The organism is Pseudomonas sp. RIT-PI-o (assembly GCF_001297215.1).
GTDB classification, from domain to species: Bacteria; Pseudomonadota; Gammaproteobacteria; order Pseudomonadales; family Pseudomonadaceae; genus Aquipseudomonas; species Aquipseudomonas moraviensis_A.
In genome coordinates, this window is record NZ_LHPA01000051.1 from 1 (window position 1) to 13,788 (window position 13,788).

General features: G+C 58.5%; 15 protein-coding genes. 9 read left to right on the forward strand and 6 right to left on the reverse strand.

Going from position 1 to position 13,788, the window contains the following annotated elements; genetic code table 11:
- Nucleotides 1–291: 291 nt before the first annotated feature.
- On the reverse strand, nt 292–1,491 hold the full coding sequence (gene tyrS / locus AEQ63_RS26115) for a tyrosine--tRNA ligase (protein ID WP_042610446.1): 1,200 nt from the start codon (nt 1,489–1,491) through the stop codon (nt 292–294).
- A 212-nt stretch (nt 1,492–1,703) separates the two neighbouring features.
- Between tyrS and AEQ63_RS26120 the strand changes: the two genes are divergently transcribed.
- Nucleotides 1,704–3,128, forward strand: coding sequence for a peptidoglycan DD-metalloendopeptidase family protein (locus tag AEQ63_RS26120; protein ID WP_064365379.1), 1,425 nt, complete (start codon nt 1,704–1,706; stop codon nt 3,126–3,128).
- Nucleotides 3,129–3,131: 3 nt separating this feature from the next.
- On the forward strand, nt 3,132–4,223 hold the full coding sequence (locus AEQ63_RS26125) for an anhydro-N-acetylmuramic acid kinase (protein WP_064365380.1): 1,092 nt from the start codon (nt 3,132–3,134) through the stop codon (nt 4,221–4,223).
- A gap of 69 nt (nt 4,224–4,292) precedes the next feature.
- Here AEQ63_RS26125 and erpA read toward each other — a convergent pair whose 3' ends face one another.
- Nucleotides 4,293–4,643 carry an iron-sulfur cluster insertion protein ErpA gene (erpA, locus tag AEQ63_RS26130; protein ID WP_007918905.1) on the reverse strand — a complete coding sequence of 117 codons (351 nt, stop codon included), beginning with the start codon at nt 4,641–4,643 and terminating at the stop codon, nt 4,293–4,295.
- Between the two features lie 168 nt (nt 4,644–4,811).
- Entirely contained in the window at nt 4,812–5,846 is a 1,035-nt protein-coding gene (argC, locus tag AEQ63_RS26135; RefSeq protein ID WP_064365381.1) for an N-acetyl-gamma-glutamyl-phosphate reductase, read from the reverse strand.
- 134 nt (nt 5,847–5,980) lie between these two features.
- On the opposite strand from argC, the gene hemJ reads away from it, so the two are divergent.
- The 6 genes from hemJ to coq7 all read left to right on the forward strand — a co-directional run bounded on the left by hemJ (nt 5,981) and on the right by coq7 (nt 10,524).
- Nucleotides 5,981–6,409: a protoporphyrinogen oxidase HemJ gene (gene hemJ / locus AEQ63_RS26140; RefSeq protein ID WP_039757756.1), complete on the forward strand. Its 429-nt coding sequence runs from the start codon at nt 5,981–5,983 to the stop codon at nt 6,407–6,409.
- A gap of 33 nt (nt 6,410–6,442) precedes the next feature.
- Complete coding sequence (locus AEQ63_RS26145; RefSeq protein ID WP_064365382.1) at nt 6,443–7,411, forward strand: NAD(P)H-dependent flavin oxidoreductase; 969 nt, start codon at nt 6,443–6,445, stop codon at nt 7,409–7,411.
- A 78-nt stretch (nt 7,412–7,489) separates the two neighbouring features.
- On the forward strand, nt 7,490–8,437 hold the full coding sequence (locus AEQ63_RS26150) for a DUF805 domain-containing protein (RefSeq protein ID WP_064365383.1): 948 nt from the start codon (nt 7,490–7,492) through the stop codon (nt 8,435–8,437).
- A gap of 61 nt (nt 8,438–8,498) precedes the next feature.
- Entirely contained in the window at nt 8,499–9,287 is a 789-nt protein-coding gene (locus AEQ63_RS26155) for an SDR family NAD(P)-dependent oxidoreductase (protein WP_064365384.1), read from the forward strand.
- A 56-nt stretch (nt 9,288–9,343) separates the two neighbouring features.
- The gene (locus AEQ63_RS26160) at nt 9,344–9,682 is read left to right on the forward strand and encodes a histidine triad nucleotide-binding protein (RefSeq protein ID WP_016772924.1); all 339 of its coding nucleotides are present in this window, start codon (nt 9,344–9,346) and stop codon (nt 9,680–9,682) included.
- 194 nt (nt 9,683–9,876) lie between these two features.
- Entirely contained in the window at nt 9,877–10,524 is a 648-nt protein-coding gene (gene coq7 / locus AEQ63_RS26165; RefSeq protein WP_064365385.1) for a 2-polyprenyl-3-methyl-6-methoxy-1,4-benzoquinone monooxygenase, read from the forward strand.
- A gap of 118 nt (nt 10,525–10,642) precedes the next feature.
- Here the strand turns inward: coq7 and speD are convergent, their stop codons facing one another.
- Nucleotides 10,643–11,437 carry an adenosylmethionine decarboxylase gene (gene speD, locus AEQ63_RS26170; protein WP_024014530.1) on the reverse strand — a complete coding sequence of 265 codons (795 nt, stop codon included), beginning with the start codon at nt 11,435–11,437 and terminating at the stop codon, nt 10,643–10,645.
- A 237-nt stretch (nt 11,438–11,674) separates the two neighbouring features.
- A complete protein-coding gene (locus AEQ63_RS26175) occupies nt 11,675–12,097 on the reverse strand; it encodes an OsmC family protein (RefSeq protein ID WP_016772921.1) in 423 nt (140 codons plus the stop codon).
- 235 nt (nt 12,098–12,332) lie between these two features.
- Here AEQ63_RS26175 and crp point away from each other — a divergent pair, with 235 nt between their 5' ends.
- Nucleotides 12,333–12,977: a cAMP-activated global transcriptional regulator CRP gene (gene crp, locus AEQ63_RS26180; RefSeq protein ID WP_042610435.1), complete on the forward strand. Its 645-nt coding sequence runs from the start codon at nt 12,333–12,335 to the stop codon at nt 12,975–12,977.
- 9 nt (nt 12,978–12,986) lie between these two features.
- Here crp and AEQ63_RS26185 read toward each other — a convergent pair whose 3' ends face one another.
- Nucleotides 12,987–13,688 (reverse strand): lipoate--protein ligase family protein, encoded by a 702-nt coding sequence (locus tag AEQ63_RS26185; RefSeq protein WP_064365386.1) that lies wholly within the window; start codon nt 13,686–13,688, stop codon nt 12,987–12,989.
- Nucleotides 13,689–13,788 lie beyond the last annotated feature (100 nt).

Genomic DNA, 13,788 nt, shown 5'->3' on the forward strand with positions numbered 1-13,788 from the left:
CAACTTCAACCACTTGCGCTTCCGATCTCTCGTTAGCGGGAGGCGAATTCTACAGCGTTAATCGCTGCTGTCAACACCTCTTTTTCTCCGCTTTCGACCGAGAAGATCGAACCGTTAAAAGAGCCAACATCACTGCTCTTTCAACTCCTCCCAGGCTTCGATGATCTGAAGCGAGCCGCTGTCGAAAACTGCGCAACTCTTTGAATCTCAAGGAGTTTTCCGTTTCGACTGCGCCGGAAGTGGGGCGAATTATAGACCTCTGGAATTCGCCGTCAACCCCTAATTCCAACTTTATTCAGATTTCAGCGTGATACGCGCAAAAGCCTTCTTACCGGCCTGGCAAACGTGAGTCGCGCCCACTACATATATAAAGGAGCGATCAACCACCTCACCATCAACGCGCACTCCGCCAGCCGCCAACAGATCACGCGCCGCTGCCGAGTTCTTCACCAGACCTGCCTTATTAAGAACGGCAGCGATCGGCATGTCCTCAGCCGAAGCCAGTTCGATCTCAGGCAAATCGTCCGGAAGCTCGCCATCCTTCATGCGATTGCCAGCCCCACGATGAGCATTCGCTGCAGCTTCTTCACCATGGAAACGCGCAACAATCTCTTCAGCCAGCTTGATCTTGATGTCACGCGGGTTCGCACCAGCTTCAACGTCAGCCCGGAATGCATCGATCTCATCCATGGACCGGAAGCTCAGCAATTCAAAGTAACGCCACATCAGCGCATCCGGAATGGAAACCAGCTTGCTGTACATGACGCCCGGCGCTTCCTGGATACCGACGTAGTTGCCCAGCGACTTGGACATCTTCTTCACGCCATCCAGACCTTCCAGCAATGGCATGGTCAGAATGCACTGAGCCTCCTGACCATACCCACGCTGCAGTTCACGCCCCATCAGCAAATTGAATTTCTGATCGGTACCGCCCAGTTCGACATCCGCGCGCAGTGCGACCGAGTCGTAGCCCTGCACCAGCGGATAGAGGAACTCGTGAATAGCGATTGGCTGATTGGTGGTGTAGCGCTTGTCGAAGTCATCGCGCTCGAGCATGCGGGCGACAGTGTATTGCGACGTCAGGCGAATGAAATCCGCCGGCCCCATCTTGTCCATCCAGGTGGAGTTGAAGGCAACTTCGGTTTTCGCCGGATCAAGAATTTTGAAAACCTGAGTCTTGTAGGTTTCGGCATTCTCGAGAACCTGTTCGCGCGTCAGCGGAGGGCGCGTTGCGCTCTTGCCACTCGGGTCGCCGATCATCCCGGTGAAGTCACCAATAAGGAAGATCACCTGATGCCCCAGCTCCTGGAACTGACGCAGCTTATTAATAAGCACGGTATGACCCAGATGCAGATCCGGAGCGGTAGGGTCGAAACCAGCCTTGATACGCAGCGGTTGGCCGCGTTTGAGCTTCTCGACCAGCTCGGACTCGACCAACAGTTCTTCCGCACCACGTTTAATCAGCGCTAGCTGCTCTTCAACCGACTTCATAACAGACCCGCAAGGCTCAGATTCAAAGGGAACCAACCATACAAGAACGCGCACCAATTACAAGTTTTGCCCGGCGCACGGACAGCAATCCACAGGCCCGAGGTCTGTGGACTTGCTTCAGAGATGATTTGGTTATATTTTATACAGTTATTTCATCTTCATCATGTCATTCATCTTTTCCAATTCATCTATTTCAAAGTCAAAAATTACCTATGACCACAGAACCGTCTAAAGCGCCCCCGCTTTACCCGAAGACCCACCTGCTCGCCGCAAGTGGAATCGCCGCCCTTCTCAGTCTGGCGTTGCTGGTATTTCCCTCCAGCGATGTTGAAGCCAAAAAGACGACTCTGAGTCTTGAACTGGAAAGTCCTGCTGAACAACTGACACAAGATCAAGACGCTGCCGATGCAGCTCAAGCCACAAACGAACCCGCAGCTTCCCCGTTCGCACAAATCGAAAACAGCGACGAAAATGCCGCACAAACCGCTGAAACCGCGCCGGCGCCTGTTGCGGCTGCTGAGAAATCAAAAGAGCCTGGTCACCGCGAGGTCGTGGTTTCCAAAGGCGATACGCTGTCTACCCTGTTTGAAAAGGTCGGTCTGCCTGCAGCCTCTGTGCACGAAGTACTGGCAAGCGACAAGCAGGCCAAACAGTTCAGCCAGCTCAAGCGTGGTCAGAAACTCGAATTCGAACTGAGTCCGGAAGGACAGTTGACCAGCTTGCACAGCAAGGTCAGCGACGTTGAAACCATTACCCTGACCAAGAACGATAAGGGCTATTCGTTCAACCGTGTCACCGCCAAGCCAACGGTTCGCACTGCCTACGTTCATGGCGTCATCAACAGCTCGCTTTCGCAGTCCGCTGCGCGCGCCGGCCTCTCTCACAGCCTGACGATGGATATGGCCAGCGTCTTCGGCTACGACGTCGACTTTGCTCAGGACATCCGTCAGGGTGACGAATTCGATGTGATCTACGAGCAGAAAGTCATCAACGGCAAGGCAGTCGGCACCGGCCCGATCCTTTCCGCGCGCTTCACCAACCGTGGCAAGACCTACACCGCCGTTCGCTACACCAACAAACAAGGCAACAGCAGCTATTACACCGCCGATGGCAACAGCATGCGCAAGGCTTTCATCCGGACGCCGGTTGACTTCGCCCGCATCAGCTCGAAGTTCTCCATGGGCCGCAAGCACCCGATTCTCAACAAGATCCGCGCCCACAAAGGTGTTGATTACGCAGCTCCACGGGGCACGCCGATCAAGGCTGCCGGTGACGGCAAAGTATTACTGGCCGGCCGTCGTGGCGGTTACGGCAATACCGTGATCATCCAGCATGGCAACACTTACCGTACGCTCTATGGCCACATGCAGGGTTTCGCCAAAGGCGTGAAAACCGGCGGTACCGTCAAGCAGGGTCAAGTCATTGGCTACATCGGTACCACCGGCCTTTCTACTGGCCCACATTTGCATTACGAATTCCAGGTAAACGGCGTTCACGTCGATCCGCTGGGCCAGAAGCTGCCAATGGCCGATCCGATCGCCAAGTCCGAGCGCGCGCGTTTCCTGGCGCAGAGCCAGCCGCTGATGGCGCGCATGGATCAAGAGAAGGCCACCATGCTGGCTTCGAGCAAGCGCTAAGCGATGGCCCTGTATATCGGTGTGATGTCCGGAACCAGTCTCGACGGGCTGGACATCGCCCTGATCGAACAGACCTCGGCGATCAAACTGATCGACACCCACTACCTGCCAATGCCTGATTCCCTGCGCGCCGAGCTGCTTGGCTTGTGTGCCAGCGGCCCCGACGAGATCGCCCGTTCGGCGATTGCCCAGCAACACTGGGTCGAGCTTGCAGCCTCAGGTATTTATGCCCTCCTCGCTCAACAACAGCTCCAACCCGATGCCATCCGCGCTATCGGCAGCCACGGTCAGACCATTCGCCATGAACCGGCACGCGGCTTCACCGTGCAGATCGGTAACCCAGCCCTGCTGACAGAGTTGACCGGCATTACCGTCGTCAGTGATTTCCGCAGCCGCGATGTTGCGGCGGGCGGCCAGGGTGCACCTCTGGTGCCAGCGTTTCACGAAGCTTTGTTTGAAGAGCGTACCGGTAACCAGGCAGTCTTGAATGTAGGCGGATTCAGCAATCTCAGCCTGATTGAGCCAAGCAAACCTGTAGCCGGTTTCGACTGCGGCCCGGGAAATGTTCTGATGGACGCCTGGATTCACCGGCAACGCGGCGAAAACTATGACCGGGACGGGCAGTGGGCTGCGACCGGCACGGTTCAGCCAAGCCTGCTCAAAGCACTGCTCAGCGACCCGTTCTTCGTGACCAAAGGCCCGAAGAGTACCGGCCGTGAAGTGTTCAATCTGCCTTGGCTGGAACAGCATCTTTCAGGCCTGCCGAGCTTTGCGGCCGAAGACGTTCAGGCCACGCTGCTCGAACTGACGGCGCTGACCATCGTCGAGTCGCTGCAAAGTGCTCAATCGGACACGCAGGAACTGCTGGTCTGTGGCGGCGGCGCACATAACGCCACACTGATGAAACGACTGGCGGATCTACTGCCGAACACTAAGGTCGCCAGCACCGCAACTCACGGCGTCGATCCGGATTGGGTGGAAGCCATGGCCTTCGCGTGGCTCGCTCATTGCTGCCTGGAAGGGATTGCCGCCAACCGGCCAAGCGTCACCGGTGCTCGCGGTCTGCGCGTACTCGGCGCTATCTACCCGGCATAATCTCCGCACACAAAAACGCCGCAGAACCGAAAGGCTCTGCGGCGTTTTGTTGTGTGCGGTGAAGTGCGATCAGATCGAGAACGACGATCCGCAACCACATGTCGTTGTGGCATTCGGGTTCTTGATCACGAAGCGCGAACCTTCCAGACCTTCCTGATAATCCACCTCGGCACCGGCCAGGTACTGGAAGCTCATCGGATCGACCACCAGGCTCACGCCTTCGCGCTCGACGATGGTGTCGTCATCGGCCACGTCTTCATCGAAGGTGAAACCGTATTGAAACCCAGAACAACCGCCGCCCGTAACGAATACGCGCAGCTTCAAGCGATCATTCCCCTCTTCATCGACCAGGCTCTTCACCTTGTGCGCAGCACCTTGAGTGAATTGCAAAGCCGTGGGGGTGAAGGATTCGACGCTCATGCTGACTATCTCCCGGCGTTACGCCGCCATAATGCGTGATGACGCGCATTATCCGCTTGTCCTAGAAAATTGGTCAACTATTAGAGGAGCAGCGGCAAGCTTCGAGCGCTGAGCTTCAAGCTTGCCGCTGATCCTTTGTAGCTGGTGGCTTGAAGCCCGTAGCTGCTTTTAAGGAAGCATGCCAGCGTGGGACAGGCCGAAGCGCTCGTCCAGTCCGAACAGGATGTTCATGTTCTGCACCGCCTGGCCCGAGGCGCCCTTGACGAGATTGTCGATCACCGAAAGTACCACCACCAGATCGCCATCCTGCGGACGATGCACAGCAATGCGGCAGACGTTGGCGCCGCGCACGCTGCGGGTTTCCGGGTGGCTACCGGCTGGCATTACATCGACGAACGGTTCGTTGGCGTAGCGCTTTTCGAACAGCGCCTGCAGATCCACCGAGCGATCGACCACGGTCGCATAGAGCGTGGAATGAATACCGCGAATCATCGGCGTCAGGTGCGGTACGAAGGTCAGGCCGACATCCTTGCCCGCCGCGCGACGCAGACCCTGGCGAATTTCTGGCAGGTGGCGATGACCTTTTACCGCATAGGCCTTCATGCTTTCCGACGTCTCGGAGTACAAAGAACCTACAGCCGCGCCACGCCCGGCACCGCTGACGCCGGATTTGCAGTCGGCGATCAGGCGCGAAGCGTCGGCCAGCCCTGCTTCAAGCAATGGCAGGAAGCCCAGTTGCGTAGCGGTTGGGTAGCAACCCGGCACCGCGATCAGGCGCGCTTTCTTGATGTGCTCGCGATTGACTTCCGGCAAACCGTAGACAGCTTCGTCCAGCAGTTCTGGCGCGCCGTGCGGCTGGCCGTACCACTTGGCCCATTCATCAGCGTCTTGCAGACGGAAGTCGGCCGACAGATCAATGACCTTGGTGCCCGCTGCCAGCAGTTCGCCTGCCAAGGCGTGAGCCACACCGTGTGGCGTGGCGAAGAACACCACATCGCAGGCGCCGAGGGTTTTCACGTCCGGCACGCTGAACGCCAGGCCGTCGTAGTGGCCGCGCAGGTTCGGGTACATGTCAGCCACGGCCAGACCGGCCTCGGATCGGGAAGTGATGACGACCACTTCTGCCTGCGGATGCTGTGCCAACAGACGCAGCAGTTCGACACCGGTGTAACCCGTGCCGCCGACGATACCGACCTTGACCATAAACCTGCCCTCAACGAACCCACTGGAAAGCCGTCGATAATAGGGGCCGCGCGCGCCTGCGACAACCGCCAAGGTGACGCGCGGGCGCTCAAGCCTCTACTATCTGGCTACCGTGAATGAGGGAATAACCAAAAATGCTCTATCTATGGCTTAAAGCGTTTCACATCGTCAGCGTCGTCTGCTGGTTTGCCGGGCTGTTCTACTTGCCGCGCCTGTTCGTTTACCACGCACAAAGTGCAGACACGATCAGCCAGGAACGCTTCAGCGTCATGGAGCGCAAGCTGTATCGCGGCATCATGGGCCCGGCGATGATCGCCACGCTGATCTTCGGTGGCTGGCTGATCTACCTCAACCCGTCACTCTTCAGCCAGGGCGGCTGGATCCACGCCAAGCTGACCCTGGTCGTATTGCTGATCGGCTACCACCACATGTGCGGCGCGCAGGTAAAACGTTTTGCCCGTGGCGAAAACACCCGCAGCCATGTCTTTTATCGCTGGTTCAATGAAGTGCCGGTTCTGATATTGCTGGCTATCGTAATTCTGGTCGTGGTCAAGCCGTTCTAACTTCAATCAATACAGATATTCGGGGTGTTCTCAATGTCGCTGCCCGCTCTGCTCGAACAACGCCTGCGTCTGCCCGTCGTAGCGGCGCCGATGTTTCTGATTTCCAATCCGGAGCTGGTGCTCGCCTGCTGCCGCAATGGCGTGGTCGGCAGCTTTCCGGCGCTGAACCAGCGCGAGAGCAGCGGATTCAAGGCCTGGCTGGAACAGATCGAGGCGGGCCTGGCGACGCTGGATAATCCGGCCCCTTATGCCGTGAACCTGATTGTTCACCACAGTAACCCGCGCCTGCAGACGGATCTGGACATCTGCGTCGAGCACAAGGTACCGATTGTCATCACCAGCCTCGGCGCCGTGAAGGAACTGGTCGACGCGGTGCACAGCTATGGCGGTCTGGTGTTCCACGACGTGACCACCCGGCGCCATGCCGAGAAAGCCGCTGAAGCCGGGGTCGACGGACTGATTGCCGTCGCAGCCGGTGCCGGTGGGCATGCCGGCACTTGGAGTCCGTTTGCGCTGATTGCCGAAATCCGCGAGTTTTTCGACAAGACGCTGTTGCTTGCAGGATGTTTGAACCACGGCCATGAGATTCTCGCCGCGCAGCTGCTTGGCGCGGATTTGGCCTACTTCGGTACGCGATTTATCGGCACCACCGAAAGTCACGCGCCTGACGCCTACAAAGACATGCTGCTGACAGCCAAGGCTGCCGACATCATTCATACTCCAGCTGTGTCGGGAGTGCCGGCCAGCTTCATGCGCCAGAGCCTGGAAGCGGCCGGTTTCGACATGGCAACGCTACAAGGCAAGGGCGAGGTGAATTTCGGCGACAAGCTCAAGCCGCTCAATGATGAGGCCAAAGCCTGGAAGACCGTGTGGTCGGCGGGCCAGGGTGTTGGTCAGATTGACGATCTGCCAAGCGTGGACCAGTTGATTGCGCGGCTGGACGCGGAATATCGTCAAGCCCAAACGCGCGCTGCACAGCTGCCACAACGCTGGCCGCGCTGAGAGATCCCCGGCCAGTCACTATCAGGCTGGCCTCGACTTGATACCTGCAAACCCAATCGTGACAAGGATGCCTCGGCCATGAGCGAACCCCGTTACAAGATCGTCTTCGACGGCGCGCTGCAACCTGGCGTCGACCTTACCACTGCCAAACTGAATCTGGCGGATCTGTTCAAAAGCGATGTGGCCGCCATCGAGCGCCTGTTCAGTGGCCGCGCCGTCGCCCTCAAACGGGATTTATCCCACAGCGATGCCCAGACGTATCTGCAAGCGTTGAGCAAAACCGGGATCGATGCGCGGATCGAAGCGGAAACTGCCATTGAGCTGAGTCTGGCAGATGTCCACGATAACCCTGCAGCGGTGGCCGAACCGGACTCACCTTACGCCCCGCCACGCGCCAACGTCGGAGAAAGCCTGCCTGCGTTTGCCACGCTCAAGCCATTCAGTGTCGAAGGCCGGATCGGTCGCCTGCGCTTTCTGGCCTGGACCATGGTCTTGAGTCTGGTGGCCCTGCCCATCGTCGGCGTGTTCGCCTTGATCGCGTTGGGACTGGTCAGCGGCGACTCGACAACCGGCCTGATTTTCGGCGGGATACTGGCCGTCTTCCTGTTTATTGGCTTCATAATCGTCAGCATTCTGTTCAGCGTTCAGCGCCTGCACGATATCGGCTGGTCAGGCTGGCTGTGGTTGCTGAATCTGGTGCCGTTCGTGGGCAGCTTCTTCCCACTGGTGATCATGGTCGTCCCCGGCAATACCGGCGCCAACCGCTATGGCCCGCCACCACCGCCGAACAGCACGGCGGTCAAAGTGCTGTGCTCGTTGTGGATCGTGTTCTTCGCACTGATTTTTGCCGGTGGCCTGCTTGGTGGCTTCTCCGCTGTGCAGGAGGAGTACGAAAGCAATCTGGAAAGCAGTTATGACAGCGGCTCGGGGACCACCGACGAAGTTGAGGTCGTCGAACCGCCGGCGATTTCCGCCGACGAGGCAGCCGAACCGGCGCAGGCCCCTGTAGACTCTGCGCAAGAATGAACAGCGCTCCTCGCCGTGACAACCGCGTCGCCGGCGCGGAGCTGTTGCGATGGAGAACTGCATGACCCGTTACGCTCTGATCACTGGCGCCTCCAGCGGCATCGGCCTGGCCATGGCCGAAGCGCTGGCCCGGCGTGGCCGCAGCCTGATTCTGGTGGCACGACAGCGTGATCAGCTGGAAAGTATCGCCATCGAGCTGACCCAGCGCTTCGATGTCGAAGTGTTGTTTCGTGCCTGCGACCTCGGCGAACCGTTGCGCCTGTCCGGCTTTTTGCTTGAGCTTGAAGAAGGTGACCGGCAGGTCGATCTGCTGGTCAACTGCGCCGGTATCGGCACGTGCGGCCCGTTTCTCGCGCAGGACTGGATGACCGAACAGGACCTCATCGAGGTCAACATCCTGGCCCTCACCCGCCTTTGCCATGCGGTCGGCAACAGCATGGCGCTACTGGGTGGCGGGCAGATTCTGAACGTCGCCTCGGTGGCCGCTTACAGCCCCGGCCCATGGATGAGCACTTACTACGCCAGCAAAGCCTACGTGCTGCACTTTTCCGAAGCCCTGCGCGTCGAGCTCAAACAAAGCGGCGTGCAAGTCTCGGTACTGTGCCCTGGCCCGACACGTACACCGTTCTTCCGTACCGCACAAATGAGCAGCGAAAAGATCGAAAGCAGCAACTCGCTGATGAGTCCGGAAGAGGTCGCGCTGCATGCCGTGCGTGCACTGGATAAAAATCGCGCAATCATCATTCCGGGACGACGCAACCGCTGGCTGGCGTTCCTGCCGCGGCTGGGTTCGCGCTGGCTTAACCGGACGATTGTCGGCATGGTCAACAAAGCTTACTGCCCCCGCTAGGAAGACGACTTCGAAGCGGTACACTCGATTCAGCCCAACTCAACGGAGAAACAGCAGTGGATACTCTGTTCACCAAGATCATCAACCGGGAAATCCCGGCCAATATCATTTACGAGGACGACCAGGTTCTGGCCTTCCACGACATCGCCCCACAAGCTCCGGTGCACTTTCTGGTAATCCCGAAAAAACCGGTGCGCACGCTCAATGACCTGACCGAAGACGACAAGGCGCTGGCCGGGCACATCCTGTTCACTGCGCAGCGTCTGGCGCTGGAACTGGGTTGCGAAGAGGGCTTTCGCGTGGTGATGAACTGCAATGAACTTGGCGGGCAGACTGTCTATCACATTCATATGCACGTGCTGGGGCAGCGTCAGATGAACTGGCCGCCGGGCTGATTGGCGACAACCGACTGTGGGAGCGAGCCTGCTCGCGAAGGCGTCGATACATTCAACACTTCAGTATCCGATAATCCGCTTTCGCGAGCAGGCTCGCTCCCACAAAGAGCAAAATCAGCAGCCAATGACCCAGCGCAAACCCTCGCCGGCCGATTCGGTTAAACTGGCCGCCGAGATTCTTCCCGGAGGTCAGCATGACTACCCAACGTCACTACTCGCCCATAGACCGTCTTCTGCTGCAAGCCGATGCCGCGATGCGCACGCTGTTGCCCTTCAGTGGCCAGCCGTACCGTCCATCGCCAGCGATTCTGCAGCCGGACACGCAGATGAGCGACGAAGACACCCGCCACGTCGCCGGCCTGATGCGCATCAACCACACCGGTGAAGTCTGCGCCCAGGCGCTGTACCAGGGCCAAGCGCTGACCGCCAAGTTGCCGCAAGTACGCCAAGCCATGGAGCACGCGGCTGAAGAAGAGATCGATCATCTGGTCTGGTGCGAGCAGCGCATTCACCAACTGGGTAGCCACACCAGCGTGCTGAATCCACTGTTTTACGGCATGTCGTTCGGCATCGGCGCGGTCGCCGGACTGATCAGCGACAAGGTCAGTCTTGGTTTCGTCGCGGCGACCGAGCATCAGGTGTGCAAGCACCTGAATGAGCATCTGGAGCAATTGCCGGCCGAGGACGAGAAGTCCCGGGCGATTCTCGAGCAGATGCGCATCGATGAAGAACATCACGCGGAAAGTGCTCTGGATGCGGGCGGGTTTCGTTTTCCGGCGCCGGTGAAGTTCGGGATGAGTCTGTTGGCGAAAGTGATGACCAAGAGTACCTATCGGATTTGAGATCTGGGTCGATGCTGATGGCCTCATCGCGAGCAGACTCACTCCTACAGGGCTCCGTATTCCAGCAATAAAAAAGGCGACTGCCGTGAGGGAGTCGCCTTTTTTGTGTCCGGGAATCTTAGGTCGGCATGTTTCGCGCGTAGAAGATTTCCAGCATTTCGTGTTTCACACGGTCGGTCACCTGGGCACGTTGCTCGGGCGAAAGATTGCTGGTGGCGTCGCCGAAAAGGTAGTTGTCCAGTTCGAAGTTCTTCAACAGCATCTTGGTGTGGAACAGGTTTTCCTGGTACACGTTCACGTCGGTCATCTGGTACGCGTCGCGGGTGTCTTCGGAGAGGTAGTTCTGGATCGAGTTGATTTCGTGGTCGATGAAGTGCTTGTTGCCCTCAACGTCACGGGTGAAGCCGCGCACACGGTAATCCACGGTCACGATGTCCGAATCGAACTGGTGAATGAGGAAGTTGAGCGCTTTGAGCGGTGAAATGACACCACAGGTCGACACGTCGATATCCACACGGAAGGTCGCAATACCATCGTCCGGATGGATTTCCGGGTAGGTGTGTACCGTGATGTGGCTCTTGTCGAGGTGGGCCAGAATGATTTCGGGCAACGGGCCCGGCGATTCTTCGATCTGGCTGTCAGTCGGGGTTACCGGCTCTTCCGAAATCAGAATCGTGACGCTGGCGCCCTGGGGTTCATAGTCCTGACTGGCGATGTTCAGGATGTTGGCACCAATGATCTCGACAACTTCTGTGAGAATCTGCGTCAGGCGTTTCGCGTTGTACTCTTGATTGATGTACTCGACGTAAGCCTGCTGGTCTTGCGGGGTTTCCGCGTAGCAGATGTCATAGATGTTGAAGCTCAAGGTCTTTGTCAGGTTATTGAACCCGTGGAGCTTGAGTTTGCTTTTCACCGTTAAAAACTCTCTATGTATGCGGCGCGGCCGCGTGATCAAGCATGCCCGTCAAGTGCGAACAACGCACCTGCGTAGGACGGTTAACACCTCTTCGCGATGGCGATTTTGGTTATCTGTTCAGGCGGATGACCTGTCGGCTGACCGATCACTGCCCTGAAAAAAGTGGCGCATTATGCAGACGTCAGCAGGGGATCGCCAGAGTCTGCACTGCTTTTATGATAGTTGAATGTCGGTTCAACCGAGTTCAACGATTTCATAGTCGTGGGTAATCGCCACGCCAGCCGCGCCGAGCATGATCGACGCGGAGCAATACTTCTCGGCCGACAGCTCGATGGCGCGCTTGACCTGGGCTTCTTTCAGGCCCCGGCCCTTGACTACGAAGTGCATGTGGATCTTGGTAAAGACCTTGGGATCTTCAGTCGCGCGCTCGGCGTCGAGGAAGGCTTCGCAGCTTTCAACGGCCTGTCGCGACTTCTTCAGGATGCTGACCACGTCGAAGTTGCTGCACCCGCCGACACCCAGCAAGAGCATCTCCATCGGGCGAACCCCGAGGTTACGGCCACCGGCGTCCGGCGGACCGTCCATCACCACAACATGACCGCTGCCCGATTCGCCGAGGAACATGGCTTCGCCAGCCCATTGGATGCGTGCCTTCATCGCCCAGACTCCACTGTAAAAAAAGGGTCGCCAGCTTAGCACAGGGCTTTGTCCCGGCAGGAACGACGTCCTAGGACGGATGCTGTCTGGCTGTAGGTAATTTCTCGAATTTTCGACGAAGTGTCTGGTAAGCTGGCGCCAATTCGCTGGCGCCCATTCGTCAGCCCTGTAGCGACCGCCTTCAGCGCCTCATAAAAACTCAAACATCACCGTGCAGTCTTTTCGGGATACAACCATGGTTGCTATTACCCCCACACCCAAAATCAAGAACATCGACAAACTGCTGATGCACTGCCAGCGCCGTCGTCATGCGGCCAAGAGCAACATCATCTGCGCCGGCGATCGCTCGGACACGCTGTACTTCATCATCAAGGGCTCGGTCACCATCCTCATCGAAGACGACGATGGTCGCGAGATGATCATCGCCTATCTGAACGCCGGGGATTTCTTCGGCGAACTGGGCCTGTTCGAACAAGCCGGCCACGAACAGGAACGCAGCGCCTGGGTGCGGGCCAAGGTCGAATGCGAAACCGCGGAAATCAGTTACGCCAAGTTCCGCGAACTGTCGCAACAGGACCCAGACATTCTTTACGCACTCAGCGGACAAATCGCACAACGCCTGCGCAATACCACGCGCAAAGTCGGCGACCTGGCGTTTTTCGACGTCACCGGTCGAGTCGCTCGGTGCCTGCTGGAACTGTGCAAACAGCCGGACGCCATGACGCATCCGGATGGCATGCAGATCAAAGTCACCCGCCAGGAAATCGGTCGGATCGTCGGTTGTTCGCGAGAGATGGTCGGCCGCGTGCTCAAGGATCTTGAAGAACGCAACCTGGTCGACGTGAAGGGCAAGACCATGGTGGTCTTCGGGACACGCTAAGCCTGCAAATCAGGCGCTGTAGATCTGCGCCAGCATCAAACGAAACAGCTCATCGAGACGCGCCAGCGCTTGTGGCGCGTTGAATTTCTCATGCAAGGCGATGTGGCTTTGCGCCCTCACCCGTTGCTCCAGCCCGCAGGCTTCATTGAAGCGATTGACCGCGGCGACCATCGACTCGCGCTCGTCATCCATCAGCATCGCCCCGTGCACCAGACCCACCGGACGTTGTCCGCCCTGGCTCTGACGCCAGCGCTGGGCGGTGCCGACCATCTTGCGGCCGTCGAGATTGACGTTGAAGCGGCCATCGCAGAATGCACCGGCGATTTCCCCCACCGACGAGGTGCCACCCAATTCATCCAGCAACTGACAGATCGGATCGCACAGGCGGCGGTAGCCGGTTTCAATGCGGTTCAAGTCGCCCTCGCTGCGAGGCGGGGCATAGACCAGAGCAATGTTGATGGTCGCAGCAGATTGCGGCACCGGCTCGCCGCCGGTTTCTCGCAGCAGCACCGGCCAGCCGGCGGCAGCGGAGACTTCGCACGCGTGGTCGAATTGCGGGAGACGGTTGAGGCGGCGCGGCATGACCAGCGCGCGGTCGGTGGGTTGCCAGAACAGCAGACCGAATTCGGCGTCGCCGGCGCAGACCGAGGCCAACAAGTCCTGTTCGGCTTGCAGGCCGGATTCGATGGTCAGGGGGGTTGGCAGCGACATGGGGGGGCTCCGGCAGATTGAATCTCTTTAGCGGAATTCAGGGCCTCTTCGCGAGCAGGCTCGCTCCCACACCGGAATGCATTTCCCTGTGGGAGCGAGC

Excerpts from the sequence above, each read along its gene's own strand:
- tyrS (WP_042610446.1), bottom strand. The coding sequence starts at position 1,491 with ATGAAGTCGGTTGAAGAGCAGCTAGCGCTGATTAAACGTGGTGCGGAA.
- AEQ63_RS26120 (WP_064365379.1), top strand. The coding sequence starts at position 1,704 with ATGACCACAGAACCGTCTAAAGCGCCCCCGCTTTACCCGAAGACCCAC.
- AEQ63_RS26125 (WP_064365380.1), top strand. The coding sequence starts at position 3,132 with ATGGCCCTGTATATCGGTGTGATGTCCGGAACCAGTCTCGACGGGCTG.
- erpA (WP_007918905.1), bottom strand. The coding sequence starts at position 4,643 with ATGAGCGTCGAATCCTTCACCCCCACGGCTTTGCAATTCACTCAAGGT.
- argC (WP_064365381.1), bottom strand. The coding sequence starts at position 5,846 with ATGGTCAAGGTCGGTATCGTCGGCGGCACGGGTTACACCGGTGTCGAA.
- hemJ (WP_039757756.1), top strand. The coding sequence starts at position 5,981 with ATGCTCTATCTATGGCTTAAAGCGTTTCACATCGTCAGCGTCGTCTGC.
- AEQ63_RS26145 (WP_064365382.1), top strand. The coding sequence starts at position 6,443 with ATGTCGCTGCCCGCTCTGCTCGAACAACGCCTGCGTCTGCCCGTCGTA.
- AEQ63_RS26150 (WP_064365383.1), top strand. The coding sequence starts at position 7,490 with ATGAGCGAACCCCGTTACAAGATCGTCTTCGACGGCGCGCTGCAACCT.
- AEQ63_RS26155 (WP_064365384.1), top strand. The coding sequence starts at position 8,499 with ATGACCCGTTACGCTCTGATCACTGGCGCCTCCAGCGGCATCGGCCTG.
- coq7 (WP_064365385.1), top strand. The coding sequence starts at position 9,877 with ATGACTACCCAACGTCACTACTCGCCCATAGACCGTCTTCTGCTGCAA.
- AEQ63_RS26175 (WP_016772921.1), bottom strand. The coding sequence starts at position 12,097 with ATGAAGGCACGCATCCAATGGGCTGGCGAAGCCATGTTCCTCGGCGAA.
- crp (WP_042610435.1), top strand. The coding sequence starts at position 12,333 with ATGGTTGCTATTACCCCCACACCCAAAATCAAGAACATCGACAAACTG.
- AEQ63_RS26185 (WP_064365386.1), bottom strand. The coding sequence starts at position 13,688 with ATGTCGCTGCCAACCCCCCTGACCATCGAATCCGGCCTGCAAGCCGAA.